Here is a 26,226-nt window from a genome sequence, read left to right on the forward strand (position 1 = left end):
GAGGTCTAAATTTGTCTAAAAGGGAATCAAAAACTGGTATAATTAAAAGTAAATGTATAAGTTTCGAGGTGTTAACGTGCAAATCGGATCAATTCCTAACGCAATTGTAGCAATGCCTGGTAAGGATTTGTTTCAAATAGGGCAAAAGATAATAATTCAAATGTTAAGCCAGGTAGAAGATGGCAATGCGTCTATTTTGGTTAATGGAAAATCAGTTCAAGCCTTTTTAGATTTCGAAGCAAAACCTGGGGATAAATTTCAGGCTGTTGTTAAAAGCTTTGTGAACAATATGTTAGTTCTAAGCCGGGATACTGAAAGTCAGAAACTTATTATTGCTATGCCTGGCAAGGACACGTTTCAAATAGGGCAAAAGATAATAATTCAAATGTTAAGCCAGGTAGAAGATGGCAATGCGTCTATTTTGGCTAATGGAAAACCAGTTCAAGCCTTTTTAGATTTCGAAGCAAAATCTGGGGATAAATTTCAGGCTGTTGTTAAAAACTTTGTGGACAATACGTTAGTTCTAAGCCGGGATACTGAAGTTCAGAAACCTATTGCAGCTATGCCTGGCAAGGACACGTTTCAAATAGGGCAAAAGATAATCGTTGAAATGTTAAGCCAGGTAGAAGATGGCAATGCGTCTATTTTGGTTAATGGAAAATCAGTTCAAGCCTTTTTAGATTTCGAAGCAAAACCTGGGGATAAATTTCAGGCTGTTGTTAAAAGCTTTGTGAACAATATGTTAGTTCTAAGCCGGGATACTGAAAGTCAGAAACTTATTATTGCTATGCCTGGCAAGGACACGTTTCAAATAGGGCAAAAGATAATCGTTGAAATGTTAAGCCAGGCAGAAGATGGCAATGCGTCTATTTTGGCTAGTGGAAAACCAGTTCAAGCTTTTTTAGATTTCGAAGCAAAACCTGGGGATAAATTTCAGGCTGTTGTTAAAAACCTTTTGAACAATATGTTAGTTCTAAGCCGGGATACTGAAGTTCAAAATACGGTATTGGCTAATCGCGGTTTACCTGATAATGAGTTATTTGTTTATTTATTAAACGATGCGCAGACTGCTTCATATCCAGAAATCCTCAAAAACTCGGATCTTCCGGAAGAACTAGTAAAAAAATTTAAAGATTTAATACCCAACTTAAAAGGGCTGTCAAAACAAGAAACAGCAGGACAATTAAAATCCTTTTTAAAACAACTTGGGATAAATTATGAGCACCGATTGTTTGATATTTTAATCAAAGGACAAGGGGGAGATTCTGAGAAACTTGCTCAGTTAAAAGATACCCTAAAAGCCCAGCTTCTTAGCCTGACGAACACTCATCCCTCTTCATCGGTTATTAATCAATTATTAGATAAGATCACAGGCCAGCAATTATGGCACGATACCGGTGTGGATGGTAATGGTTATATGTTAGCCGAAATTCCAATTAGACAAGACCAGGAAATCAAATCAATTAAGCTTGCCATTCAGGGAAGTCGTAAAAATGGTAAGCTTGATCCTAACCATTGTCGCATCGCGTTACAAACTGAAACACCTAATCTCGGACCGATTGGCATTGATGCTTTCTTTTCTATGAATCAACTTTCGTTAAGTCTATTAACAAAAAACCCAGACACTTTATCAGTACTTATTGATGGTCTGATGACCGAAGCAAAAAATAACTTTCAAATGATAGGCGTTAACTTAACCTCTATTCATCTCAAACCTTTAGATAATTCGGGATTTCATACATTGCTTAAAGGAGAAGCAAAGAACGGAGTGGACGTATTGACATGAAAGAAAAAGCAGTTGCATTAGCTTACGATCAGATCGGGGCCACCAAGATAGTAGTCTCTGGGCAAGGGGAAGTTGCACGAAATTTGATCGAAGCTGCTCAGGAACTAGGTATTCCAATACAAACCGATACCCAATTAGTCGAAGCTTTAATTAAAATTGATATTGGTCAAGAGATCCCACCAGAACTCTATAAAGCTGTGGCTGAAATTCTTGAGTTTATTTATAGATTGGATTCTGAATGGAGTGTATATTACGATTCGACAGAGCCACTATTCCGGTAATAGTCCAGGACGCCTCATAACACGATACAGCCTGATTTTTTGCGTTGTCGCTTGATCGAACTTCTTTATTTTTTCCATTCCTCTAAATGATTAGAAATAAATTCAATAATAAGGTTATTTTCCTCTTTACCTAAACCATTGATGGGCAATGGTTCTCCAAAGGCCATATGAATTGGTTGATTACGATTGATTGGCCCTAAATCCTTTAAGTATTTTCCGTTTCCCCAAAAATCAGTTTTTATAGCAATGGGAACCACCTCAACCTTTGCTTTGCTTGCCAGCTTTACTCCCAGTGAATTAAACTCCTTGGGAACAAATTCTACAGTCCTCGTATTTTGCGGAAATACCACAATCGATACCCCATTAGCTAATAATTCTTGTCCCTTTTTCATGACAATTTGAAGATCCGCTCTGGAATCCTTCCTGCTTACAACAATTGGATTTTGCGCACTTATGATAGGGCCAAAGAAGGGATGCTCAACAAGGCTATCTTTTACGATAAATGTTACATCCATAAGTGGAGCAATTAGACAAGGAAAAATCATTGTCTCAAGAGTGCTCATGTGGTTACTTATAAAAACCACAGGTCCTTTACACTTATGCAGATTATCAAGGCCTGTGATATGAAACCTACCCCCGCAGCCCTCAATTAACTTAAAAATATCATAAGAAGATAATATCCACGCCTCTGTATCGTATTTTCCCTTTAGGGCAGCACTTCGGGATTTAAGAACAATCCTAAAAAAGTTAAGCATAAAAAACACACGAGTATTGATCAGTAATCTATCTAAGAGGAAACGCGGAGTATTCTCTGCAGTATGATATGTATCCATCAAAAAAAAGTTCTTTTTCAAAGTCTATTCCTCCAGTTTATTTCCTGCTTTAATTTAGTCCTAATCTTTTATGTATATCATTATAACCATTAGCACTCTGCCTGCATAACTTAAGGTATTTCGTCTTAACACCTGTCCATTAATCGGATTCTTGTGGTTTAGAGTCTTGCAAACCTGTTTGTACTTCTCAATATCATCTCATTCATTTTAATATATAAAATTCAAGAATGAATGTAAATACTGGGGGAAGACAAATAGTGAATGCTGCCCCATGAAAGTGCTAAGTGTTATTGGCTTAATGGAGGTTGTTTGGAATTAAGCCTCCTGGCTTATCAATAGGAGTTAATAAAAAAAGAGCGGGAAATCCCCCGCTCTTCGCTCTTTCCTAGCCCGCCGAACCACAAAAACATATCTGCCCTTCCTCTGATAAGTCATCTTTAATATTGCCTTCATTGATTACCGCATAGCGAAAATCCGGTGTTCCATTTCCAAATATTGCTTCAACAGCATTACTATTGTTTATAATGATATTTGACATAGCTAAGGCAACTTCGGCCGCCAAGTTTAATCTTTCTATCCACTTAAAGCAATAAAAATTAGTTACCGGATGACGTGATCCATCTTTTGGAGGTGTTGAAAACCATACCGTGTAACTATACCCTTCATAAGACTCCGCCTTGCAACGATTAAACATAGCAGAGTCGGGAATTAAAATCCTATTTCCTAATGTTGTTGAGGCATTTTGCGCAGCTTGAATTTTTTGGGTGTGAATATTCTTCTGCAAGAAATTTATGACCGAAGCATCAGAAAGAGTGCTCGTATCCCCCATTGCCCTGCCCTCTGCTATGTCTTTAAGAAGACGTCTCATTATTTTTCCGCTTCGTGTCTTAGGTAATTCAGCCGTTAGAAAAATGTCATCCGGTCGTGCTATTGAACCGATTTTTAAGACCACATGGGCTTTCAGTTCATCAATTAGCTTATCGCCGATTACGACCCCTTCTTTTAAACTAACAAAAGCAAATACCGCTTGACCCTTTACTTCATGGGTCCTACCCACACAGGCTGCTTCAGCAACCAATGAATGATCGACCAACGCACTTTCTACTTCCGCCGTTCCAATCCGATGTCCAGAGACATTAATAACGTCATCTACACGCCCAATCACCCAAAAATAACTATCTTCATCCCATTTTGCTTCGTCTCCAGTGAAATACACACCTTTAAACTGGTTCCAATACGTATCCTCATAGCGTTTATCATCACCATACACGGTTTTAAGCATCGCCGGCCAAGGCTTGCGGACTACTAAATATCCACCTTCTCCTTTAGGTACGATATTCCCTTCATGATCAATAATGTCGATACAGATTCCTGGGAACGGTCTGGTACACGATCCGGGCTTTAGAGGTGTTATTCCAGGAACGGGTGCCATCATGATCATGCCCGTTTCCGTTTGCCACCAAGTATCTACTATTGGACAACGTTCTCCGCCAATATATTTGTAATACCACATCCACGCTTCCGGGTTGATTGGTTCACCGACTGAACCCAGGAGCCTTAAGCTTGAAAGATCCCTTCCGGAAGGATAGGACTCCCCCCATTTCATAAACGTCCGAATCGCAGTTGGTGCAGTGTATAAAATACTCACCCTGTAATTCTCAATGATTTCCCAGTACCGATCCTTTTCTGGGTAATCCGGAGCTCCTTCATACATAAAAACTGTTGCACCATTTGCTAATGGCCCATAGACCAAATAACTATGTCCTGTAATCCATCCAATATCCGCAGTGCACCAATATACATCTTCTTCTTTAAGGTCAAATACCCATTCATGAGTTGTTGATACCCCAACCATATAACCGCCAACAGTATGAACCACACCTTTTGGTTTTCCGGTTGTCCCGCTGGTATAAAGAATAAACAGCATATCATTGGCATCCATTGGTTCTGCCGGACAGATGATTGAGGCGTTCTTTATGACCTCGTGATACCAAACATCCCTATCTTCTTGCATCTCTACATGCTGACCTGTTCGTTGAACAACGATCACTTTTTTAACACAAGTTACGTTTTGAAGTGCTTGGTCTACACCATCTTTTAAAGGGATGGTTTTTCCGCGACGAAAACTCCCATCCGACGTGACAACTACTTTTGCCTGTGCATCTTGAACTCTGTCCCTTAAAGCTTCTGCACTAAATCCTCCGAACACAACACAATGAGGAGCTCCAATCCTAGCGCAAGCAAGCATTGCGATCACAGCCTCTGGGATCATAGGCATATAGATTGTCACTCGGTCTCCTTTTTGTACTCCATAAGACTTAAGAACATTTGCAAACTGAGATACCTCACGATGAAGATCCTGATAGGTTAAGACTCTACGATCTCCTAGTTCTCCTTCAAATACAAAGGCCGCTTTATTCCGACGTGCCCCCTCTAAATGTCGGTCCAGGCAATTATACGCTGCATTTAACTTTCCGCCTACATACCACTTTGCAAATGGATGGTTCCATTCCAGAACTTTGTCCCATGGTTTAAACCAATGTAACCGTTTCCCCTGTTCTTCCCAGAACTTAATTTCATTTTGCCCTAGTTCATGAATATCATGATTTTTTATGACGGCTTTTAAGCTAAATTCAGAAGGAGGGAAAAACAACCGTTTTTCCTCTATCAAACCGTCATGTTGTTTTTCTTTCATAATTACTCCTCCTTATAATCATTTGTAATATCATACACCCGTATTGTCAGAATGTTAAGAACATTTAAATAATTATTTTGTCGATTATGACCTTTCTTTGGTTTCATATGAATGTGAGATCATAAATGCCGATGTTAGTTATCAACTATTCAGGGACTTTGGAATTATGACCCTTTGCGGCCTGCATTGCGCTCCGGCGGCCCACCGGACACTGGGGACTTTTAATCAGGGAGCTGGAAGGCTAAGCCGATTCTGGGCGCCACGATAGTACAATCTTGCGCTGTAAAATCGGATGTATGATAAATGAGCTCTACTTCATTACTTTCCGGAACTTGAAGACCCATGAAAAAAGCATCCTTGTGGCCACTTAGGCATACCAAGGATGCTTTTCATCGCGAGCAAGTCACAACATCTGCACAATTATTGTCCAATCCTTTTTTCGTTTCACTTCATTCTGAAATGAGATCAAACATAACCGTTACTGCCAGCAGATCCGCCGATCCGCCTGGACTGATGTTCCGCTTAATAAATTCCCGGTCCATTGCATAAACCATCTGCCTGCCGTGCGGAGTCAGCATGCCACCGGAATCTAGAACCCGACGGGAATATTGCTGGACATACTCCAGCGTTTCAATATCATGTCTACTCACAATATTTGTATCTTCGTTCACTGCCATCAGATGAAGAAGTGTCTGTATCAAAATATCATTGATATGAAAGGTATCCATTGATTTCAGCTTCTTCAGCGCAGGAAGAGAGCAATTCCTTACCGTAGGAAACCCGCTTTCAACTTCTCCACGGATCCCTTGAAGCCCATATTTTTTATACAGTTTTTCACCGTGTGTTAATCCTTCCCACTTATCCATGAGAGCCAGTTCCCTCAAACATAAGCCTTGCGTCATCTGGGAAACCTTTGCACATACCGTATCCGTGACCACACTTTCGCCTGTATTTTCCTCCATGCAGCAGGAAGTTGCAGCACAGATGACACCTAAAGAAAAAATCAGGCCTTTATGGGTATTTACACCTTTTGTTGCCTCAAACATTCCTTTTTCAGCCTCTACCCCCACCCCTCTTAATGCTCGGAACAGTTCCTCGGGATTTTGACCAGAGTATTTTACGCCTTCCTCTGCACACTTGAAAAAATAATTAACCAGGGATGCACTACTGGCCATAAACGTAAAAAAATCCATATCCTTATGAGCCCCGTTGTTGAACCTGTCCACAAGTCCCGGTTTGGGACTTGCTGATACCTCATATAGTAAAGCGAGCAGCGCCTTTTGCGCAATCATTTGTATCCACCGTTCCTTCATCTAAATATATTCTCTATCGCTAATCCAAATGAACCAAAAAAGAATTGTCAAAATATGAATCTACCATGGATTTAATCTTTTGCAAAAGCGCTTCAGTGGTATGCTTTCTGCTCCGGCCGCAACTATGGGCATCCTGATCACAGAGCAGACATTTTCGTTTAGCGTAACCCAATTTCTCTCTGGAAATAGGAATACCTGTCGCCCCGATTACATCAAGATCAAATAATCTCCCTAGTGGATGCTCGTTTTCAATCTGAAGCATCTGTTCTTTTAAAATCCGTTCCTCAGTTTTTACAACTAAATATGCCTCATAACCTGTATCAGGATCCTTAGCTTCGAAATACTCTAGGGAACATCCTGTTTCCCGGAGCTTCTTTTTCAGAGCATTGCAACCCTCATGAAAAATCCGGCTGCTAATCGGTGTCTTTTTGCATGCACCTGGGATATTGACAGTATACGATACCAAGGGCAGCCTGAATTCCTCAAGTAATTTCTTTTGTCTAGCAACTCTTTGCTCACGGGCCTTCAATAATTGCTCAAGTGTTATTTCTCTAGTTTCTGTCATGATTAGGACTCCTTTTTCACCTCGTTAATCACATCAATTACTGAATTATTCCTATACTTAACCAACCCGACAATTTTTCCCTCCACCTTGATCGGTTCAGGTATTCCAAAGATTTTAATCACTTTGTCCTCCTGAAGCACTGCGTAGAAAGACTACAATGGATTAAAGTAAAAAAATAAACCAAAGTGGGAGTCCTTTTAGGTAGCACTTTGGTTTATTAAAATAATGACAATCACTTTGCTCTCTGAATTTCTAATGACCAAAAAGAGTTAAGAGGACACCTGCGGCCACAGAAGTCCCAATAACTCCTGCAACATTCGGCCCCATCGCATGCATCAACAGGAAATTCGAGGGATTTTCCTGTTGACCGACCACCTGGCTGACTCGCGCGGCCATCGGAACAGCCGAGACTCCGGCAGAACCAATCAAAGGATTTATCTTGCCGCCGGTTACCCGATACATAATCTTTCCAATTAGTAATCCGCCAAAAGTACTAAAAGAAAAGGCAATCAAACCTATGGCAATAAGTTTTAACGTTTCTGGTTGCAAAAAGATCTCAGCATTAGCTGTCGCACCCACGGTCAAACCAAGAAAAATAGTGACAATATTAATCATTGCATTTTGAGCGGTATCAGAAAGCCTCTCCACAACCCCGCTCTCTCTGAATAAGTTCCCAAGCATGAGCATCCCAATCAGCGATGCAATCGAGGGAAGAAGCAGAGCAATAATGACTGTCACGATAAGTGGAAACACAATTTTCTCGAGCTTGGACACTTGCCTGAGTTGGTCCATTTTGACCGTTCTTTCCTCCGGGGTCGTCATCAGCTTCATAATTGGAGGCTGAATCAGTGGGACAAGTGCCATATAGGAATAGGCCGCCACTGCGATTGGACCGATCAGATGAGGTGCAAGCTTGGATGAGAGAAATATGGAAGTCGGCCCGTCAGCTCCACCGATTATTCCAATTGATGATGCTTCTTGGGGAGTAAAACCGAGGAGAAGGGCTACGATAAACGCAAAATACACCCCGAATTGAGCCCCTGCTCCCATAAGCAAACTGGAAGGCGCCGCAATTAAAGGTCCAAAATCGGTCATTGCTCCAACACCCAAGAAAATAAGCGGTGGGAATATTTCTAAGTGGACTCCCTGAAACAAGTAATATAGAAGTCCTCCTGTACCTCCAGCTTGTGGCGGGTCCATTAACCCTGTCAGCGGAAGATTCACTAGAAATATCCCAAAAGCGATCGGAAGAAGGAGCAAAGGCTCAAATCCTTTTCTAATAGCAAGGTAAATGAGTACAAAGGAGACGGCAATCATGATAACGTGACCTATGGATAGCGCTGCAAATCCGGATGTTGACCAAATATCTGCCAGTGCAGCTATGAGTTTCGTCAGAAATGACATCTTAACACCTCCTCTTCATGACTATTTGAGTAATAGCAGCATATCTCCTGTCTTCACAGATGTCCCGCTGGCAACCAAAAGTTTGGAGACCACCGCATCACGAGGAGCCATAATTTCATTTTCCATTTTCATGGCTTCAAGGATTAAGAGTACTTCACCTTTTTTCACCGTTTGTCCCTCATTGACTTTGAGCGTCACGATCGTCCCTGGCATCGGTGCGGCGATGGTTTCTTCAGTACCGGTTGCTTCAGAAGAGCAGGCATCCCTGTATTTCTCAGCAACATTGACTGACGCTTCCATAACTTTCTTTCCTGTGCTCTTGGCCTGATCGTTTCCTTCATCAGACTTTTCTACTTCGACTTCAAATTTTTTGCCATTTATTATTACGTTGTATTTCATCATTAAAACCTCCCAGTCTTGATTTGCAGCTTAAATACTCACGTTTAGAGCGCCTTGATTGACCTCAATTGAAGTCTGTTTAACGAAATATCCGCAGAATTGCTGACAACTGTCATGATTAAGGCCAATGTCTCATCGTCAACTCCGCCGGTAACCACACACTCGCCGGAAGTTATGCCTTTCCTTTCAAGGTCGGCTTCCTTTAGATAGGCAGGCTTATCTGCAATTTCAGGTTTCTTCAAGCGCTCTGAGAAAACGCTTATCAGCTTAGATTCTGCTGCAATAATTGCCCATAAGACAACAAGAACCATAAAAACAATCCCCATGCCGATCATGGCCGTGTTCGCACCCAGAAGCAACTTGTCTGCTACACTCATCCTTCTCCCTCCAATTTCGAAGATCTTTGCTTTGTTACTTGCCCTCAATAATATAGGTAACCATTTTTTCCTGGTTCTTACTTGTTTTTTCCAGCCTCTTTTTGAGAAAAGCTTCTGCAACCTGGGGAAAGACAATATAGGACATAACATCTTCTTCCGTTTTCGCAAATTCTGCGACTTGTACTTGAGTATCAGCGACTATAGGCTTTAACGTGTCCGCAAACCGGGTGGTGATCGGTTTTTCATCTCCTAAAACCTTATTGACAAGCTCTTTATCAATCTCACCGGGCGGCCTGCCATATTCACCTCGGATATAGGCCTTGACCTCTTTCATGACCAATTTGTATCGTTCTCCCGAGAGTACATTAGCCGCAGCTTGTGTTCCCACCATCTGACTCATTGGCGTTACCAGAGGAGGATATCCCAAATCCCGTCGTACTCTGGGAGTTTCGGCCAGGACCTCATCGAGCTTATCCAACGAATTCTGCTGTTTCAACTGGGCAATCAGGTTAGAAAGCATTCCACCGGGAATCTGATAAACTAAAGCATCTGTTTCGGTTCCCAAGACATAGGGATCCAGTACCCCGGATGCGATAAACTTTTCTTTGACCGGCCGGAAGAAATCGTTAATTTGCTTCAGTCCTTTTTCATTCAGCCCTGTTTCATAGCCCATTTGGGACAAGGCATAATACATGGTTTCTGTAGCCGGTTGGGATGTTCCTCCGGAAAATGAAGAGATGGCAGTATCTATTCCATCACAGCCTGCTTCAACCGCTTTCAAGCAGGTTATGGGGGCGAGACCTGTTGTCGAGTGCGTATGAAGGAATACCGGTATTTTTACCGTCGACTTTAACGTTTTGAACATATCGAAAGCTTCTTGGGGACCCATGATTCCGGCCATGTCTTTTATGCAGATTGAGTGAACACCCATGGCTTCAAGCTGTTTACCCATTTCGGCATATTTCTCCAGATTGTGTATCGGGCTTACCGTATAGGCAATTGTACCCTGGGCATGCACTCCCTGCTTCAGAGTCTCATCAACAGCTGCTTGAATATTTCTATAGTCATTCAGTGCGTCGAAAATCCGAATGATATCCATTCCGTTTTTGGCGGAAAGCTCTATAAACTTGCGCACGACATCATCGGGATAATGCTTATAGCCCAAAAGATTCTGACCCCTGAGCAGCATCTGAAGCTTAGTGTTTTTAACCTTTGATTTAATTTTTCTGAGCCTTTCCCAGGGATCTTCATTAAGATATCTAAGGCATGAATCGAAGGTTGCTCCGCCCCAGCACTCCAGCGAGTAATAACCTGCCTGATCCATTTTCTCAAGAATTCCTTCAAAATCTTCGAACGGCATTCTTGTGGCGATGAGTGACTGGTTGGCATCTCTTAAAACTGTTTCCGTGATTCTTATTGCCATCCCATTGTTACCTCCTTTATCCTTTTGTCTGTTTCCCTGCTCTGGCCGCCTCAATTATGATAAACGATCTTTTCGGACACGTTACTGGATTTAATAGTTGAAACTACGACGACTGATGCATTGCTCATGTCCCCGCTGACCGTATTGATTCCTCATACAAGACAATTGGTAGTAAAAAACATGTTCAATAGCTCCTACTTGCTAACACGCTGATACATTTGAAAACAGGATGAACTACCCTGTTTTCAAATCTTCTTTACGGTAATTAAAACAATTATGCTGAAACCTTCTTTTTGTTAAAAATAGTTAGTTTCTTTAATAATGGAAAGAAAGTGAAGACTACTGCTAAGATAAGAAGTACAATAGCCGTTGTCGATCCACCAAAGATGCCCATACTCCCGTTCGATAGAATCAGAGCTTGTCTGAAGGATACCTCCATGGAATTCCCTACGATAACTGCCAAAATAAGTGGTGCAGACGGAATTTTGGCCTTATCCATAAAGAAGCCCATCAAACCAAAGAAAACGAGGAGGTAGAAATCTGAGACACTGTTGCTGATGGCGTAACATCCAATAAAGGCTAAACCGAGGATGGAGGGATAAAGGATCTTTGGCGGTACAGCTAATACTCTAACAAAAGCTCCCGCCATGGGGATATTGATTATGCCAAGAATGAGGTTTCCTACAACCATACTGGCAATCAAGCCCCAGACAATATCGGGGTGCTGTGTGAAAAGAAGCGGTCCGGGCTGAAGTCCCAGCATAAGCAGGGCTCCCATCATAACCGCCGTCGTTCCCGAACCGGGAATACCGAGGGCCAGCATCGGTACTAATGCTCCTACAGAGGAGGCGTTGTTGGCCGCTTCAGGAGCAGCCAGTCCGACAATTTCACCTTTGCCGAAATCATCCGGATTCTTCGAAAGACCTCTTTCATTGCTGTATGCCAAGAGAGAAGCTACCGTACCACCGGCACCGGGAAGTGCACCGATAATGAAGCCTAATGGTGTAGACCTTAAAATAGGTTTCCAGCATTTCTTCCAGTCTTCTTTGGTAATCCAGATCTTGCCGAACTTGGTCTGCATTTTCTTCTTGCCTTCCCGCAAATCCTTGAAACATTTAAAGACTTCACCTAAAGCGTACATGGCGATAATAACCGTTAGGAAGTCGATTCCCGACTGGAGTGAGAGTGTACCGAAGGTGAAGCGTGAAACCCCGGACTGTCCGTCCAGCCCCACCATAGAGATCATTAGTCCGAGGATCATGGAGATGAAACCCTTTAGAGCATTCCCTTTGGTCATACTTGACGTCATAGCCAAGGCAGTATACATTAGAAGGAAATATTCCGCAGGCCCAAATTTCAGTGCCAGACTAGCAACCGGATTCGCTAGGAAAATAATAAAGATAATCGAAATTGTTCCCCCGATGAAGGAAGCAATACCGGAAATAGCCAAGGCCGCTTCCGCCTTTCCATTCATCGCCATGGGATAGCCATCGAAGGTTGAGGCGATAGCCGCTCCGTCACCCGGGGTATTGATCAGGATGGAGGCCCGTGAGCCGCCGTACATGGCGCCATAGTATACGCCGGCCATCGTGATAAGTGCAGATGTCGGACCCATGGCATAGGTCATGGGCAGCAGCACTGCTACTCCCGTGGCAGGACCCAGCCCGGGCAGCATCCCGATGATGGTTCCAAGGATGCCTCCAATAGTTACCCACAGGATATTCATCGGCGTCAGAGATACCTGCAGTCCAGTGAAAAAATTGTGAAGAATTGATTCCATTTGATTTATCCCCCCTTATATTTCAAAAATCGGCATCATCGGTAGAGGAATATTGAGCAGATAGCTGAATATCACATAAATAACCACACTGAACCCAATTGCAACTAAAATGTTCGTCTTCCACTTTTTCAGCCCGTCGTTAATCGCAAACAGCAGCGCACCCATAAAGATAATCGTTGATAAGACATAACCCAAAGGTTCGAATAAGATACCGTAGAGGATTCCCATAGCACAAGTAAAAATGATCAATTTGCCGTCTAGACTTATGCCTTTCGAGGATGGCTTTTTGATTGCTTTAGACTCTTTGGCATCTTTTTCCTTACCCATGGTTGCCAGCATAAGGATTCCACACAGCGTCATGCAGATGCCAAGAGCTAAAGGAAAGATAATAGGGTCCATCGGCTTGCCGATGCTTGCTCTTGGCAGGGTGTACGCTAGCACGGAGTAAATTACTCCGACAGCGGTTACAATAATGCCCGTCAATTTATTGATATTCATAGTTTCACCTCTTTTGATTTAAACTGCACCCGGCGCTGCACTGTAGACGCCGGGTGCATCGCATGCTGTTTTACTTTTTAAGCATGCCGATTGAATTTAACAAATCTTTATAGTCATTGTTCGTCTGTTCTAAGAATTTAGCAAACTCTACATTATCTGCATAGGTTATATCCCATCCGTTTTGTTTACACAACTGTTTCCATTCATCAGTATCCGACATCTTCTTCAGGGTATCACTCCAGTACTTTACAGCAGCTTCCGGCATTCCGGGAGGTCCGAACAGTCCTCTCCAGTTAACGAAGGTGGCATCAATGCCCTGTTCCTTGGCAGTTGGAACTTTGGCATAGGTTCCTTCCCCTACCCTCTTATCAGAAGTAACTGCAAGACCTACAGCATCTCCGCTCTCGAGGATTCCTTTAATATCCCCTAACCCACTGGATATAAGGTCGATATGCCCGCCTAAAAGCTGCGCAGGAGCGGAACCGTCCTGGAAGCTGACAAAGTCGATATTCTTAAGTTGATCAACCGATACTCCTGCAGCTTTGGCAACTGACAAGAAAGCGAGGTGGTCAAGGCTTCCTGCCGCAGAGTTGCCCCCGACTTTTACGCTTTTAGGATCCTTCTTTAAAGCATCCATGACGTCGTTAATTGTCTTATATTTTGAATCCTTTTTAACTGCGAACACTTCGTAATCGGCGATGAGTTTAGCCAGTGGTGTAACGTCGTTATAGCTCAGAGGAGTCTGTCCTGTAAGATTGATTAAAAGCAGAGGGGCGGAATAGACACTGATCGTGCCATCGCTGCCCTTCTTTTCCTGCAAGTACGATAAAGCAACTCCACCGCCGCCGCCCGGCTTATTGGTTACAGGCATCGGCACTGATACCATCTTGGTATCCCCAAGTGTCTTGGATACCGCACGCATTGTGAGATCCCAACCACCGCCTGCACCGGCGGGGGCGATCATCTCAAGTGCTTTTTTGGGGGCATACGCTTCGGCTGCTGTTCCGGATGCAGCCTTGGATCCACCACTGGAACAACCTGTCAACAAGACGGATACTGCCAGTGAGCCGACCAGGAATGATGATAAGACCTTTTTGATTTTCATTAATCCTTCCTCCTAATTTTTTTATAGTTATCCAAGCAGACTTTTAAGTCTACTTGGATAATCCACTTAACTTAACTGAATTTAACTTTCCTTTTTTACCTGACGAATAACGTCAATGATCGATCCATCCCGGTATTTGACCAAACCGACAATTTTATCCTCCCACTGGATGGGGTCAGGTTTACCCACAATTCTTTCTGCTTTGGCCTTTAATTCTTCAATTGAAAACACAGGAAGTCTTGCCGCCTTCAGGTTTTGCAGGAGATCCGGCCGCAATGGATTGACCGCGATACCCTGGTCGGTAACCAATACATCCACCGTATAGCCAGGAGTAATTACAGTATTGACCCTATCCAAAATGGTTGGCATTCTGCCGCGAATCAAGGGGGCAACAATGATGGCCACGGAAGCCCCGGCTGCTGTATCACAGTGCCCTCCCGAAGCGCCACGGATCACGCCATCCGATCCGGTAATGACATTGACATTAAACTCAAGATCGATTTCCAGGGCGCTGAGTACGACGACATCCAACTGGTGGGCTGCGCATCCTTCGTTATCAGGACTGGCATAATATTCCGCATCGATCTGGTGGTGAAACCTGTTATTCTTTAAGGATTCCATGGCTTTTAGGTCAAAGCTTTGAACATCCAAAAGCCTACTGATCAGACCTTCCTCATGCAGATCTACAATTTGTTGGGTAATCCCGCCCAAAGCAAAACTGGCCTTGATATTTGCCGCCAGCATCTTTTCTCTTAAAAACCGGGTCGTGGCAAGCGAGGCCCCGCCCGAACCTGTTTGCAGAGAAAAACCGTCAGTAAAATACCCTGAGGCTTCGATCACCTCGGCAGCACTCTTGGCTATTAAAAGCTCTTTTGGATTCTTGGTGTACCTTGTCGCTCCCGATACAATCCCCTTTGGGTCACCGATACTGTCGACCACCACAATGTAATCCACCTGGGACTCTGGAATGCCAAAAGGCACATTGGGGTACGGCACCAGATTGTCGGTGATCAGGACAACATTTTTCGCATACTGGGCGTCCACCTTGGCATATCCCAAAGATCCGCAAGCCGAAGCTGCCACATTTTCCCTGGAATACCCGTTGGCATTACCATAAGGATCACAGGAGGGTACTCCCAGGAAAGCAACATCAATGGGAAGCTCTCCTGAAGCAATGGCGCGAGCTCTTCCTCCGTGTGAATTGATCACAACCGGTATGTCCATCAGCCCATTGGAAATGGCATTAGCCAGCTCACCGCGCAGTCCGCTGGTTTCTATCCTCCGGATAACTCCGTTTTTGATATGTTCAATCAAGGGGGCATGAGTTTCCGAAAGTGAACTGGGAGCCAGCACCAGATCCTTAAATCCCAAATTAGCTATAACCTTAAGAACCATGTTGACGATATAGTCACCATTACGAAAATGATGGTGGAAGGATATTGTCATTCCATCCTTTAATCCAATCGCTGCGATAGCCTGTTCGAGGGATTCAACAATCTTATTTTTATCGGGATTTAGCTGGCGTTCTTTCAATCTTTCCGTGTTCTTCGGTTGTCCATTGTGCATTTTTTTATAAAATGGCTTTAAAAGCCCTAGCCCGTCAATCTGAATCGGAATTTCACGATTAACTCCATTCTGCATTACATCCACCTCGTTCCACATTTACTCGCATCAGCCAGGTCAAGGACTCTGCGTGCTCGTTCCACGATCGGCTTGTCTACCATCTTGCCGCCGACACTGATGACTCCTGAGCCCTTTTCTTCGGCCTCCTTAATAGCCTCAATTATGCGCAAAGATTTTCTGATTTCCTCTTCAGTGGGCGTATAAACTTTATGAACAATATCGATCTGACGTGGATTGATGATTGATTTTCCATCGAAGCCCAATTGCTTGATTAATTTCACTTCATTCGTAAAGCCTTCTTCATCCTCGACATCCGAGAAAACGGTATCGACGGCAGCAATCCCTGCTGCCCTGGCAGCAAACAAGACTAAGCTTCTGGCGGTTAAGAGCTCGATCCCTTCAAGCGAGCGAGTCGTTTTCAGATCCGTCACAAAATCCTCTGCTCCAATAGCAATCCCTATTAAGCGATCGCTTGCCGTAGCGATTTGCTGAGCGTTTAAAACCCCCTTGGCGCTTTCGACGGCCGCAAAGAGCTTGATTGTCCCCTGTTCCATCCCAATTTCCTGTTCAATTTTAGAGATTAATTGATCCGCTTCGAGGACATCTTCGGCTGTTTCGGTTTTAGGTAAACGAATGGCATCAGGCTTCGCCCGCACCATGGCTTCAAAATCTTTCCTCCCATAGGGTGTGTTCAGCGCGTTAACCCTTACCAGCACTTCGGTATTGCCATAGTCCAACGTCTTTAAGGAGTGATAAACGAGCAGGCGTGCAGCATCTTTTTCATGGACCGATACAGAATCTTCCAGGTCAATCATGATCGAATCCGAACCATAGATATGCACATCCCGAATCATTCCAGGATTGTTACCTGGAACATAGAGCATTGTTCGTCTCAAATTCTGCATCTATTTCACCTCCCAAGGGGAGCATGGTGTACCGGTTGCTCTGCTCACCGCAGTCATAACTCTGGCCTGAATTGTACAGTCTAAGGCTCCCTTATCATTGGCATGGACAAGTGCATCCGTAATCCCCATTTCCTCCAGCGAATCCCTGATTGCTTTTCTGACCTGACGACCAAACTGTCTTTCTACCGTGCTTGTTAACATGATTTCAATTCCCTTACCTACGTTAGGTTCAATTGAAATCGTGATGTCACTCGATTCAAGAGTGCCAGCAATTCCTACCTCTTTAATGATCAATTGTGTTAACCTCCTCCGTTTTTTGTATCTTGTATACATTTGCGCATAACAAAAACGCCGGGATAAGCCCATACAGGCCCAATCGGCAAATGGGTTAATATGAAATATCTATATTAATGCCTCATGCAGTCTGACTGAATCTGTCGGATGATTTCTCCGGCCTCTGATGATAATAGAAATTGATAGGTCGTTTGAGGAACAAGCTTCTCGACAGATTGTATTTTCCCACGTCGAATCAGTTTCCGGACCCTGGATGCGCTGATCGCGGCTCCATCCGTGGTTAACCTTGGTACTTCCTCAACTTCGATCCCCTCGCGAGGAAGTATCGTCTGCATCGTTTTATTATAGGTCGATGTTACTGCACAGTAAGGTTCTTCCCCAATGAACCGTTTTTGGATATTCAAAGCAGTTGCAATATTATGGGAAAAGATCATAAGATCCAGTTGCGCATGAGTCTCCACAATATCTTCGTATTCCTTAATAAAATACGAAGGAAAAGTAGCAGCTGAAATGATATAATCCTTCCCTTTGTGAATGACAACATTCGTTAAATGACTAACCCCTTCTTTCACTAATTGGTATCTGATTTCCGCAGGAAAACTTGACCTGTCCTCCCAGACGACGAATATGTGAAGCTTTTGACAGCGTGATGCGGCATATTCAAGTAAATATTGGTGACCTAAGGTAAAGGGATTACAGTTAACAACGACCGCAGCAGAAGGAACGATATTCCCCGACTCACTAGAAATTTCATGCAAATACCTTGTGATTCCATCTTGTCGATTTTCCATCAGCACAACTTTGTAGGGTACCTCGGCTATTAGGTGAAAGCCTAAATCTGAAAATATCTGCTTGTTTTCAGGCTTTGTATAAATGAACAAATGGGTCCTGCCTCTCCTGTATTGCTCATTCACTAAGTGCGTTATAACCTTTGCCGATAGTCCCATACCTTTGTATTGATCATCAACTGCAATACATTTCAGGACCTTTTCCGTAAAGGACCCTGTAGCGGCAATCCTGCTGCCGTCAGTCAACACCATGGAATATTCTAGATTTTTGTCCATTGCCAGTCCATGGCTATTCAGAAATTCCTCTAACGCTTTCCTATCCCTTGGCTCTGTTAATTTGATGACCTGTTCCTGTAAACTATCCATCCACATTGGTGTTCATCTTCCTTCAGATTGAAGAATTTCGCGGATCTTCCTGGCCATTTCTGAACCGGTGACCGGCTTATACATATAATCATCGATAATTGATTTTTCCTTGAATTCCAGAACCTCTTCCTCCACAACTCCCGTCACAAGAAGAATTTTAATCGTGGGATTTAGTACCTTCATGCGTTCCGCCAGTTCCAGGCCTCTAATATAAGGCATGGCTTGGTCGGTAACCACAATATCAAATCTGTCTGGGTTCTGTTCAAAGACCTTGAGGGCTTCCACGCTGTTTGATTCGGCATATACTTTAAAACCAAACGGTTCGAGGCCCTTTTTAGTCACTTTTAAGACTTTCTCCAGATCATCCACCAGTAAAACGGTCTTCAAATCCCCCGGTATTTTCTCGGCATACTCTTTACTATCTTCAAGCCGGGTTGAGAGTTTTGGAAAATATACAGTAAATGTACTTCCTTTGCCTATTTCACTTACTACCAAAATAAATCCTTGATGATTTTGAACAATGCCTTGGACGATAAATAACCCCAGACCTGTACCCTCACCGATCAGTTTTGTCGTAAAGAAGGGATCGAATATTTTGGAAACCGTTTCCTTACTCATGCCATAACCTGTATCGGAAACAGAAATTCTTACAAAATGTTTGACATCCGCTGTAAACCCTTGAGGAGCCTGTTGTTTAATCTCCTCCATGGGAACTGTATCCAGCGTTACCTTGAGAACCCCGCCTGTGTCTTTCATCGCATGGTAAGCATTTTTACATAAATTAAAAAGGACTTGATGAATCTGTACTTTGTTGGCAAGAATAACTCCAGTATCTTCTTTCTTGTAGATCAACTCTACATTGAGAGGCAGAGTGCATTTAAGCAATTTCAGTGTTTTTTCAACCTGCTCTTCAATGTTGAAGGGAATAAATTTGGATTTTCCGTTATCCAAACGGCTGAATACCAGGATCTGCTCGATGATATCCTTGGCTTTTCCAGAAGCTTCAGAAATCTCATTTAAGTAATCATAAATTTCCTCCTTGGGGTCAACTTGGTTCATAATGATTTCTGTATATCCCTGAATCGGAGAAAGCAAATTGTTAAACTCATGAGCAATACCCCCAGTCAGTGTTCCGATCACCTGAAGCTTTTGGGCATGCTGCAACTGCAAATCTTTATTTCTCAGTTCCTCTGTTGCCGCATTTAACTCTCTTAGATATTTTGTTTCAACTTCGAGAGCTTTCTTGTTTCTCAGGACTCTCATGATTATAAAGACGGCCACAGAAAAGATCAAAACAATTAATCCGAAGATTTGAAAGGTTCTTATTTGGTTTTGAGCAATCGGTTCTTCCAATTCATCATAATCCATGGTTACAGCCACAATCCAAAACGAGTCCCCAATATTTGCTCTAGAAAATGCATTGAGCTTTTTTGTCCTTTTTGGATCCTTATCTGTCCACCAGTAGGAGTAGTACTCCATAACACCCTCCTTCTGGCTCATTTGCATGTTAACCAAATTCTCTAAATCTTTGAAGTCAAAATTCGGATAAAGCTGTTTCCGCGTATCGATGACATCAATTCCTATTTGATCCTTAGCCGGGTGCATCAGGATGATCCCATCCTGATCTTTGACCATAATATAACCCTTCTGACCAACCTTTACAGACTTTAACAGACTTTCATAAACTACATTTAAATCAACAGAACCGACAAGCATCCCTTCAAATTCCCTGTCCAAAAACACCGGCTCGAAGATATTCACAACGAAATGTCCGGGCTGGTCCATTTTTGCCCTGCTTATGAAGGACTTTCTTTCCTTCAGAACTTTTTGAATATCTTCATTGAGCATGTTATGAATTTTCCCAGCCTCTTCGCCGTTCGCCTCGGGATACATGTAAACAATCTCACCTATTTTGTTTACTTCGTATATTCTTTGAACACTCTCATGCTTGGCTTGATAAAAAGCTCCAAGCGCATTCTGCAAAGCCCCAAAATCAAAACTTGCCATACCCAAGGCCACATCGTGGTTTCCTGTAAGGATCTTCAAATTATCAGTTTTTTCATTGAAAAATACCTCCAAATTTGTGCTCGCAGATTTGGAAATCGTCAGCATTTGCTGCTCCTGCTGGGCAATGATCGTATTTGTGTTTTCGCAATAGGTTTTATATACCATATATACCAAAATAAGAAATGTGGTTACAAACAAGATCAGGGTTAGCAGATTCTTTCTGTTAAGATCTTTATTTGCGATAATACCCATTAATATCTATCCTCTTTATGTAACATATTTGTACAACCTATGGTTAATTTATTATATATCGAGTATTATGTTTATTATTAAACTATTTTGTATCTTTATTGCTTGAATTTTATTATAAAGGAGATATCTTAAAAGATTCTGAATACATCTTAAAAATTATTAAGGATTGACTTGCCGAAGAACAAGCTGATAAGATATGTCCTACTTTAGATTATATGGATTTTCGAGGGAGGTATTAAATTGAATAAGCCTGTTGTACTGATTGCTGACGATGAAGATTACATTAGAAAACTAGTTTCAACCGCCCTTGACCATGAGAATATACTAGTCTACCAGGCCAAAAACGGGAGTGAGGCACTGGAGATGATTAAGCGCATCTCCTTTGATCTTATTATTTTGGATATCATGATGGGGGATATCAATGGGTATGATGTTATTAGCACCATCCGTTCTCAGGGTATCAATATTCCTGTTTTTCTATTGAGTGGTAAAAAAGAAGATTATGATAAGATTATCGGATTTGGAATCGGTGCAGATGGGTATATAACCAAACCTTTTAGTCCTGTAGTACTTTGTGCCCAAGTTAAAACTCAAATTAAACGTTATCGGGAACTCCTTGATGCGAAAAATCAATATTTCAAAATAATTCTTGATCCATTTGTCTTTAACCTCAAAACTTATACCTGCTATAAAAACGAAATTGAACTGCCTTTATCTTCAAAGGAAGCACTTTTGATGAAATTTTTTATGGAAAATCCGAATCAAGTTTTTAGTAAGGAACAGATCTATCAAAATGTTTGGGGAGATAACATAGTTGATGACAATACGATCATGGTATACATTCGGCATTTGAGGTCAAAAATTGAGGAAAATCCAAGTAAACCAGAATACCTGAAAACCATCTGGGGCATAGGCTATAAATTATCTGTCGAGTAGTAATAAGCAACTGATACTTAAGAGCGAATAAAACAACGTCTATCTTCTGTGCCTACATTCTCTCTGTTGTAACTATGTGGATTGAAGACGGCGTTAATTTAGGCAATATCACCCCTAAAGAAAGCAGAGTTTGCTTGTCAGAGACCGACGTCGTTGTTTTAATTTTAAAAACCCCTAGGCACGATTTTAATATGCAAATCGTGAACTAGGGGTTTTTAATTCTACATACCTAAAGTTTTTTCGTCTTTTTACAAATGTCAACTGAGGGAGTAACGTCATAACTTTATTTTTTTATAATGCCTCCTGCATTTCCAATAAACTTTGCCATCCTTTTGAAAACCTTTCCCTGTTCAAGATTCTCTAAGAGTTGTTTGTAATCACAGATTTACTTTCCATAGACCATGGAGGTTACAGTACTCTCTAATCTCCACTACATCCTCTTGTTTAATACGAAATTCTGCAACTGGTTTTTGTCCAGGTACTAACTCTGCTCTCAATACCTGGTCCTTCGTCAATACTTCAATAAAACGAATCGAATGCTTCTCTTCCATCGGGTGTTCCACACTGCCCACTCTAACCAAGATTCCTTCACCCGAGGCTTCAATTACCGGGACATGTTTTTCTTTAGCGGCATCCTCCGTTTTAGCTTCCAGTTTCTCCATCGGCTGATGGCAGCATACCAGGGCCGGAGCCCCTTGTTCAACAACTTCCACCACATTGCCACAAATACTGCATTTATAGAGTTCACGTAATTTTGTCATCCTAATCCCTCCATAACTTTTTTGGTTACTTCTTTTAACTGGTCGCTATCCGGAATGTATTGAATTCGAATTTGATCTAATACTTCAAAACGCATACTTTTTAATGCTTCTTCAATGAGACCTACACTCTGACCTCCCCAACCATAAGAACCAAAACCAAAACCTACCCGTCTTTGGGGAGCCAATCCTTTCAGATAAGCCAAGAATGCGGCGACAGTCGGTAAAATATTGTTATTAATCGTCGGAGAACCTATACAAATATATTTTGAGGTAAGTACTTCGGTCATAATATCGGAGATATCGTTATATTTAAGATTCATCATTCGGGTAGTAATACCTTTTGCCTCGTAGGCATTTTGAATTGCAAAGGCAATCTTTTCGGTAGAGTTCCACATTGTATCGTACACAATCACCGCTTTTTCTTCCGTTTCATACTTGGACCATTTCTGGTACTCACTGATTATAGCCGGAATATTTGTACGCCAAATTATTCCATGGCTAGGGGCAATTGTCTCGATTTCTAGACCACCAACGGATTCTAAGGCTTTTTGAACTTGACTACCATAAGGAAGAACGATATTTGCATAGTACTTTGCAGCTTCTTCCATCACAATACCGAGTGGAAGTTGGTCATCAAAACGTTCCGAAGTTGCGATATGCTGACCGAAAGCATCGTTAGAAAATAAAATCTTTTCTTCAGGAACAAAGCAAACCATGTTGTCAGGCCAATGAACCATTGGAGTATTAACAAAGGTCAAATTACGATTGCCCAAACACAGTGTTTCTCCCGATTTCATGATGGTATAATCCCAATTCCCTTTGTAGTGGGCTTTTAGTCCTTTCTCTCCATTGGGTGATGTAAATAGTTTAGCGTTAGGTGTTAAGGCCATGATCCGAGGCAATCCACCAGAATGATCCATTTCCACATGATTTGAGACAACATAGTCAATTTTTGTTGGATCAATAATTTCCGATATCCTGGCTAACATTTCATCAATTAAGTAATGCTTCACAGTATCGATAAGAGTCACCTTTTCATCAATGATGAGATAGGCATTATAGGTCGTTCCTCTCGGGGTGGAATATCCGTGAAAATTACGGATATTCCAGTCAATTCCCCCAACCCAATAAATGTTTTCTTTAATTTGAATCGGTTTCATGTATTCACCTTCTTGTTTCTCCTTATTCTATGGGTTCAAATTGATCTTTTGTAACACCACATGTTGGGCAAACCCAGTCATCCGGAATATCTTCAAACGATGTTCCGGGGGCAATACCGGAATCCTGATCTCCAATGGCAGGGTCGTAAACATAACCACAAACGGAACACTGATATTTTTTCATTTTATTGTCCTCCTTTTTTATTTGAAGTTTATTATCTTCTCTATGGTTGACTACTTTACTACGAGTACTGGGCATTGAATATGCGCGAGAACTCGTTGAGTTACGCTTCCCAATACAGCGCCTGTAATCGGTCCATGACCGTGACTACCCATTACTACGAGGTCAAAGTCTCCTTTAGCTTCTTCAATAATTGCAGCTGCAGGATGACCGGAAATATGCTTCTTCTGTATGCGAATATCGGGTACGTCAATTCCCGTTAAAGCTGCTTCCAACGCCGCTTCTCCGATTTGATCTATTTGCTCTTGAGGTACAACAATATCATAAGACACTGTATAGCCCCAATACGCCTCAGGATTGTACGTAACATGGAAAAGTTCAACTTCAGAGTTAAATTGCCTCGCAAGTTGTAATGCAGTAATCAAAGCCTTGCGTGAAGCCTCCGAAACATCGGTGGGAACCAGAATTCTTTTAAACATTTCGATCAACCTTTCCTATTTATAGATTTAAGCATTTCGGAAATGATTCTACGGCTAGAGGATTAAACCAGCTCTAAAAGTATGAGACAAAAGGTATTAATCGAAGCTATGCTTAATTTATAATTATTATATCATAGTAATAATTATTGTTCAATATACATCTTATGGTTTTTTTTAATAATGATTCAGATTTATTGATCCGATGTTTAATGGACCTGAAATGTATTAGATAACCGATGGTTGCTTTGCAACAAACAAATTATGTAACAAAAATAGCGCCCTTAGCAATTATAACTAAGGCCGCTTTACACTCTTTTAGGCATCTTTTCTTTTAGTGTTTTCTTCGCAAAATTCATTAACTCCATTTCTTCTTTTGTAAATAAAATCTTAACAGCTCGTGGCCTTTTAGTCCCACCACGACACTTGCAACGGGTTTCTGTCCACTAATCGTTTATAAGCATACTTTGGGAAACCTACTAACAATCCACCGGTGACAACCATGTTTTCTGGCAGCTTCAAGATATTCAATAATGGCTTATAATTGGCAGATGCGCATCCTTCAAAGAATCCCGCCCAACATGTTCCCAATTCAATAGCCGGAGCGTAGAGCTCAGCGTACGCGAGTGAAAAATGTGTATTATCTCGTCCACGGGGTTGAAAGTTCTTTGAAGTCATGGCCACGATAAGACTCGGAGCGTTTCGTAAAATAACATCTTGACCAGTTTTACGATAAGTGTCTACTACTCCACTATAATACTGTGCCCATGCAGAACCACTTCGTACTAGCTCTTCCATCCAATCAACTGTAACGGCCGTTATTTTGCGCAGCGTTTCAGCGTTATCAATGACGAGATAAGCAACACCTTGAGTGTTGCCTCCGGTTGGTGCCAATCGCGCGATATCGAGGAGCTGCACTATTTTTTCCCGTGGTACAGGATTTTGTTTGTAGCGGCGAATAGATCGTCGAGAACGGAGAAAGCGGGCTGCAGTGTCAGCGTCAAGGACAGGCACATTTTCAAGCGGCAATTGTTTGGCGAGTGGTGCCTTCACGTTATCCATTGCCGCCACAGGGCACACAGCCACGCAGTGTCCACAGGCAATACAATTCCGTTCTGTGGCCTGCGGCACTTGATTCTCCATAATGATACTTCCTGAGGGGCAGACTTCTGCACAAAGTCCACAGCGGATACATTTCTCTTGGTTAACTTGAATCAGATCCATATTCATCACTCCTACTTTCCAATTTTTCTAGTCTTCTGCAAATTCTTCATTCTCTAAAATGACCATTCGTTTAAAAATGTTCTAAAAAAATACCTTAGCAAGGTCTACATATTGCTAATAGTATAAATAACTTTTAGGGTAACAGTATTTTTTCAAATAAGGTCTCAATTGTATTTTTCACTGGTTTCGTTGATTTTTCGATCTTCATTCGTAACAAACTGCCTTGCCAAGCATCCCAGAACAAATCAGCTAAACATTCTGCCGATAAATCGATCCTAACTTTACCACTCTTCTGGCCACTTAGTAAGCGTTGCGCTAATATCTTTTTGAATTCACCGACAGCAATCTCTAACGCCACACGACATTCTTCACTGGCTTCACTGATTTCACCTGCTAAGTTACCCAGCAAGCAACCCTTCTTAGGATCAGCCGATTCATATGCTGCAGTGAGCTGTACAAAAACTGTACTTAGCGCCAAATACGCATCGCCATGATCTTCTGCCTCCAACAAAATTTTCCATTGCTCAATATGTGTTTCGGTATAAAAACGAATAATTTCTACGCCGAACTCTTCCTTGCTAGCAAAATAATTATAGAATGAGCCTTTAGGTATACCAGCAATGGTGGCGATTTCTTGAATACCAGTGGCATTAAAGCCTTTTTGCTCCAAAAGAGATAAGCCGGTTTCTAATAGCTTCCTTTTCGTTTGTTCTAAATCTGCACATTTTTTTCTTGTCATGGCTTAATTATATAACTGGTCATATTAATTGTAAATACTCACGACGTTTTCATGG

Annotated in this window: 27 protein-coding genes; 3 read left to right on the forward strand and 24 right to left on the reverse strand. The window is 42.1% G+C overall.

All coding sequences use genetic code 11. The annotated features are described in order from the left end of the window. Positions 1 to 76 precede the first annotated feature (76 nt). Entirely contained in the window at positions 77 to 1,786 is a 1,710-nt protein-coding gene (locus DESOR_RS21345; RefSeq protein ID WP_014186670.1) for a hypothetical protein, read from the forward strand. Then, positions 1,783 to 2,067: an EscU/YscU/HrcU family type III secretion system export apparatus switch protein gene (locus tag DESOR_RS21350; RefSeq protein WP_014186671.1), complete on the forward strand. Its 285-nt coding sequence runs from the start codon at positions 1,783 to 1,785 to the stop codon at positions 2,065 to 2,067. Before DESOR_RS21345 ends, DESOR_RS21350 begins: the two co-directional genes overlap by 4 nt. Before the next feature lie 65 nt (positions 2,068 to 2,132). On the opposite strand, the gene DESOR_RS21355 is transcribed toward DESOR_RS21350, so the two are convergent. The 18 genes from DESOR_RS21355 to DESOR_RS21430 form a co-directional block, all read right to left on the reverse strand. Then, entirely contained in the window at positions 2,133 to 2,921 is a 789-nt protein-coding gene (locus tag DESOR_RS21355) for a lysophospholipid acyltransferase family protein (RefSeq protein ID WP_014186672.1), read from the reverse strand. Positions 2,922 to 3,285: 364 nt separating this feature from the next. Then, the gene (acs, locus tag DESOR_RS21360; protein WP_014186673.1) at positions 3,286 to 5,595 is read right to left on the reverse strand and encodes an acetate--CoA ligase; all 2,310 of its coding nucleotides are present in this window, start codon (positions 5,593 to 5,595) and stop codon (positions 3,286 to 3,288) included. A 221-nt stretch (positions 5,596 to 5,816) separates the two neighbouring features. Then, the gene (locus DESOR_RS30740) at positions 5,817 to 5,939 is read right to left on the reverse strand and encodes a hypothetical protein (RefSeq protein ID WP_282434387.1); all 123 of its coding nucleotides are present in this window, start codon (positions 5,937 to 5,939) and stop codon (positions 5,817 to 5,819) included. Positions 5,940 to 6,044: 105 nt separating this feature from the next. Further along, a complete protein-coding gene (gene citG / locus DESOR_RS21365) occupies positions 6,045 to 6,908 on the reverse strand; it encodes a triphosphoribosyl-dephospho-CoA synthase CitG (protein ID WP_014186674.1) in 864 nt (287 codons plus the stop codon). Between the two features lie 19 nt (positions 6,909 to 6,927). After that, positions 6,928 to 7,473, reverse strand: a complete 546-nt coding sequence (citX, locus tag DESOR_RS21370; protein ID WP_014186675.1) for a citrate lyase holo-[acyl-carrier protein] synthase — start codon at positions 7,471 to 7,473, stop codon at positions 6,928 to 6,930. Between the two features lie 2 nt (positions 7,474 to 7,475). Next, a complete protein-coding gene (locus DESOR_RS29090; protein ID WP_158309061.1) occupies positions 7,476 to 7,595 on the reverse strand; it encodes a citrate lyase subunit alpha in 120 nt (39 codons plus the stop codon). Positions 7,596 to 7,725: 130 nt separating this feature from the next. After that, positions 7,726 to 8,877 carry a sodium ion-translocating decarboxylase subunit beta gene (locus DESOR_RS21375; RefSeq protein ID WP_014186676.1) on the reverse strand — a complete coding sequence of 384 codons (1,152 nt, stop codon included), beginning with the start codon at positions 8,875 to 8,877 and terminating at the stop codon, positions 7,726 to 7,728. A gap of 21 nt (positions 8,878 to 8,898) precedes the next feature. After that, on the reverse strand, positions 8,899 to 9,279 hold the full coding sequence (locus DESOR_RS21380) for a biotin/lipoyl-containing protein (protein WP_014186677.1): 381 nt from the start codon (positions 9,277 to 9,279) through the stop codon (positions 8,899 to 8,901). 41 nt (positions 9,280 to 9,320) lie between these two features. Then, positions 9,321 to 9,653: an OadG family protein gene (locus tag DESOR_RS21385; RefSeq protein WP_014186678.1), complete on the reverse strand. Its 333-nt coding sequence runs from the start codon at positions 9,651 to 9,653 to the stop codon at positions 9,321 to 9,323. A 34-nt stretch (positions 9,654 to 9,687) separates the two neighbouring features. After that, positions 9,688 to 11,076, reverse strand: coding sequence for a pyruvate carboxylase subunit B (locus tag DESOR_RS21390; protein WP_014186679.1), 1,389 nt, complete (start codon positions 11,074 to 11,076; stop codon positions 9,688 to 9,690). 274 nt (positions 11,077 to 11,350) lie between these two features. After that, complete coding sequence (locus DESOR_RS21395; protein ID WP_014186680.1) at positions 11,351 to 12,856, reverse strand: tripartite tricarboxylate transporter permease; 1,506 nt, start codon at positions 12,854 to 12,856, stop codon at positions 11,351 to 11,353. A 15-nt stretch (positions 12,857 to 12,871) separates the two neighbouring features. After that, on the reverse strand, positions 12,872 to 13,354 hold the full coding sequence (locus tag DESOR_RS21400) for a tripartite tricarboxylate transporter TctB family protein (RefSeq protein WP_014186681.1): 483 nt from the start codon (positions 13,352 to 13,354) through the stop codon (positions 12,872 to 12,874). A gap of 70 nt (positions 13,355 to 13,424) precedes the next feature. After that, positions 13,425 to 14,459: a Bug family tripartite tricarboxylate transporter substrate binding protein gene (locus DESOR_RS21405; RefSeq protein ID WP_014186682.1), complete on the reverse strand. Its 1,035-nt coding sequence runs from the start codon at positions 14,457 to 14,459 to the stop codon at positions 13,425 to 13,427. Positions 14,460 to 14,540: 81 nt separating this feature from the next. Beyond that, the gene (gene citF, locus DESOR_RS21410; protein ID WP_014186683.1) at positions 14,541 to 16,100 is read right to left on the reverse strand and encodes a citrate lyase subunit alpha; all 1,560 of its coding nucleotides are present in this window, start codon (positions 16,098 to 16,100) and stop codon (positions 14,541 to 14,543) included. Beyond that, a complete protein-coding gene (gene citE / locus DESOR_RS21415) occupies positions 16,100 to 16,987 on the reverse strand; it encodes a citrate (pro-3S)-lyase subunit beta (RefSeq protein ID WP_014186684.1) in 888 nt (295 codons plus the stop codon). Before citE ends, citF begins: the two co-directional genes overlap by 1 nt. Next, complete coding sequence (citD, locus tag DESOR_RS21420) at positions 16,988 to 17,281, reverse strand: citrate lyase acyl carrier protein (protein WP_014186685.1); 294 nt, start codon at positions 17,279 to 17,281, stop codon at positions 16,988 to 16,990. A gap of 113 nt (positions 17,282 to 17,394) precedes the next feature. Then, on the reverse strand, positions 17,395 to 18,435 hold the full coding sequence (citC, locus tag DESOR_RS21425; RefSeq protein WP_242832381.1) for a [citrate (pro-3S)-lyase] ligase: 1,041 nt from the start codon (positions 18,433 to 18,435) through the stop codon (positions 17,395 to 17,397). A 12-nt stretch (positions 18,436 to 18,447) separates the two neighbouring features. Next, positions 18,448 to 20,694 (reverse strand): sensor histidine kinase, encoded by a 2,247-nt coding sequence (locus tag DESOR_RS21430; protein ID WP_014186687.1) that lies wholly within the window; start codon positions 20,692 to 20,694, stop codon positions 18,448 to 18,450. Positions 20,695 to 20,934: 240 nt separating this feature from the next. Here DESOR_RS21430 and DESOR_RS21435 point away from each other — a divergent pair, with 240 nt between their 5' ends. Then, the gene (locus DESOR_RS21435; protein WP_014186688.1) at positions 20,935 to 21,630 is read left to right on the forward strand and encodes a response regulator transcription factor; all 696 of its coding nucleotides are present in this window, start codon (positions 20,935 to 20,937) and stop codon (positions 21,628 to 21,630) included. A gap of 377 nt (positions 21,631 to 22,007) precedes the next feature. Here the strand turns inward: DESOR_RS21435 and DESOR_RS21440 are convergent, their stop codons facing one another. The 6 genes from DESOR_RS21440 to DESOR_RS21465 form a co-directional block, all read right to left on the reverse strand. After that, entirely contained in the window at positions 22,008 to 22,391 is a 384-nt protein-coding gene (locus DESOR_RS21440; protein WP_014186689.1) for a desulfoferrodoxin, read from the reverse strand. Then, positions 22,388 to 23,551 carry an FprA family A-type flavoprotein gene (locus DESOR_RS21445; protein ID WP_014186690.1) on the reverse strand — a complete coding sequence of 388 codons (1,164 nt, stop codon included), beginning with the start codon at positions 23,549 to 23,551 and terminating at the stop codon, positions 22,388 to 22,390. The genes DESOR_RS21440 and DESOR_RS21445 overlap by 4 nt, the downstream gene beginning before the upstream one ends. 22 nt (positions 23,552 to 23,573) lie before the next feature. Further along, the gene (gene rd / locus DESOR_RS21450; protein ID WP_014186691.1) at positions 23,574 to 23,735 is read right to left on the reverse strand and encodes a rubredoxin; all 162 of its coding nucleotides are present in this window, start codon (positions 23,733 to 23,735) and stop codon (positions 23,574 to 23,576) included. 50 nt (positions 23,736 to 23,785) lie between these two features. Beyond that, positions 23,786 to 24,211 carry a universal stress protein gene (locus tag DESOR_RS21455; RefSeq protein ID WP_014186692.1) on the reverse strand — a complete coding sequence of 142 codons (426 nt, stop codon included), beginning with the start codon at positions 24,209 to 24,211 and terminating at the stop codon, positions 23,786 to 23,788. A 405-nt stretch (positions 24,212 to 24,616) separates the two neighbouring features. After that, positions 24,617 to 25,432: a nitroreductase family protein gene (locus DESOR_RS21460; protein ID WP_014186693.1), complete on the reverse strand. Its 816-nt coding sequence runs from the start codon at positions 25,430 to 25,432 to the stop codon at positions 24,617 to 24,619. Positions 25,433 to 25,565: 133 nt separating this feature from the next. Then, complete coding sequence (locus DESOR_RS21465; RefSeq protein ID WP_014186694.1) at positions 25,566 to 26,171, reverse strand: TetR/AcrR family transcriptional regulator; 606 nt, start codon at positions 26,169 to 26,171, stop codon at positions 25,566 to 25,568. Positions 26,172 to 26,226 lie beyond the last annotated feature (55 nt).

It is taken from the genome of Desulfosporosinus orientis DSM 765, from assembly GCF_000235605.1.
GTDB lineage: Bacteria > Bacillota > Desulfitobacteriia > Desulfitobacteriales > Desulfitobacteriaceae > Desulfosporosinus > Desulfosporosinus orientis.